Source organism: Microbacterium sp. Leaf351 (assembly GCF_001423825.1).
Classification (GTDB): domain Bacteria; phylum Actinomycetota; class Actinomycetes; order Actinomycetales; family Microbacteriaceae; genus Microbacterium; species Microbacterium ginsengisoli.
In genome coordinates, this window is sequence record NZ_LMPK01000034.1 from 33,122 (window position 1) to 34,991 (window position 1,870).

Annotated in this window: 2 protein-coding genes; both read right to left on the reverse strand. The window is 68.1% G+C overall.

The window, feature by feature from the left end; all coding sequences use genetic code 11:
- On the reverse strand, positions 1-950 hold a 950-nt coding region (locus ASG00_RS10295), incomplete at its 3' end, for a hypothetical protein (RefSeq protein WP_162238386.1).
- 102 nt (positions 951-1,052) lie between these two features.
- Positions 1,053-1,870: hypothetical protein (locus ASG00_RS10300; RefSeq protein WP_162238387.1), on the reverse strand; the 818-nt coding region annotated here is incomplete at its 5' end.

Consider the following 1,870-nt stretch of genomic DNA (forward strand, 5'->3'; position numbering starts at 1 on the left):
AGCGAGGTCGGGGTCGACCACGCGTAGACGTTGAACGTCTTGTTCGCGTTGCCGGCACCGGCCGGAACCGTGATGGTCGTCGCACCCGACGCGGGGTTCGCGACGGTGACCTGGGTCGCCGCGTCCGTGGTCGAGGTCGGCGCCGTGGTGGGCGCGGGAACCGCGGCAGCGGTGATCCAGGCGTCGACGACGGCCGGGGCCGAGCCCGAGTCGGTCAGCGCGAGGCGCGTGCCCGCGGTCAGACCCGAGATCGAGGTGTAGATCGCCTTGCCCGACGCGTCGAGGGTGAGGGTCGCAGCCTTGGCGGTTGCGCCCTCGAGCCAGACGTCGACCGTCTTGTTCGCGTTGGCCGAGGTCGCGTCGAACTGCACCGCCGTGGCGCCGACGACCGCCGAGGCTCCCGACGTCGCAGCGAAGCTCGCGAAGTTGGGCTTCGGCGTGGCGGGAACCGGCACATCGAAGGTCCAGGTGGCGAGGTTCGCATTGGCGTTCGCCGTCACCGTGATGAAGGTGAAGTCCGTCTCGATGACGTGGTTGTTCATGTCGAGGAACGCGATGCCGAGCGAGTAGTCACCGCCGGCGTTCGCGACGCCGCCGCTGCCCGAGGGCGAGCCGAGGCCCGTGCTCGTGTTGGCGCTGGGCTTCATGTTCGGGAACAGGATGTTGCCCGTGTTGGTGCCGAGCGGGCCATACGCGTTCCAGGCCGAGATGTTCGACTCCTGGCCGCGCGGCGAGATGAACGTCCGCGCGGTCGCGGTGCCCGAGGGGATCGCGAACGCGTGGGTGAAATCGGGGTCGGATGCCTGCGGGTTACCGGCCACATCGTCGTTCCAGCCCTTGACGGTGCCCGCCGCGAGGGCGGAGCCGTCGCCGAGGTCGACGAGGTAGAAGGGGTGGGCCGACCCGACGGTCGGAACGATGGCCGCCGAGGCGGAGAACGCCGGTACCACCGCGAGAGTGGCCGAAAGCACAACCGCGCCGAGGCCGACGAGGCCACGCTTAGCGAGCTTGGTGTTCATGGAAGTTGTTCCCTGGTCCTTTTCTGATGTCGATCAGTTGTTGCGCGTGGTCGCGGTGTTGGTGGGAGCGGCGAAGCCGAACTTGAGCTTCACGGCCTTCGTGGTGGCGGGAGAGTTCGACGCACCCCAGTACGTGAGGCTCGTCGTCGACGACGTGTTGGTGAGGTCGAACACACCCTGGTCGTACGCCGAGTTGCCGGACGTGATCTTGGCGGTCGGCACGACGATGTAGACGGTGCGACCCCAGTCGGCGCTGTTGTAGTAGGAGGTGTTCGGCACGAGCGCCGGCGCGGTGCCCGTGAACGGTGCGACGGAGTCGATCGAGCCCACGGACACGCCCGACATCGTGTTGATGCGAGCCGCCCCGTTGACCTGACCGACGTAGTTCGCGATCGAGAGCGGGATGATCTGGATCTCGTTGGATCCGGGGGTCAGCACGCGTCCGTCGTTCTCGGGAGCGGTGTTGCTGCGGGTGTCCACGGCCGACCCGATGGTGGTGGTCGACAGACCGATCTTGCCGAGGAAGGTCGTCCACGTGCCCGAGCTGGTCTGAAGACCGACCGGGGTCAGCGTGTAGCCGGTGCCGCTGAGCACCGAGCTCGCGGCGGCGCTGCTGTTCGCCGAGTAGATGGCGGTCAGCTGGGCCTTGGTGAGGCCCTGAATCGCAGCCGTCGCCGCCGCCGCGTCGCCGCCCGATGCCGAGCCCACCTTGAACATGTAGCCGATGGCGTCCTGACCGAACGGCACGTACGTGAGGTTGGTCCCGGCAGTGCCACCGACGGACGACGAGCGCGCGAGGTCGACCTGACCGGACACGTTCACCGAACCGGTGCCATAGCCGTAGGCGGGAG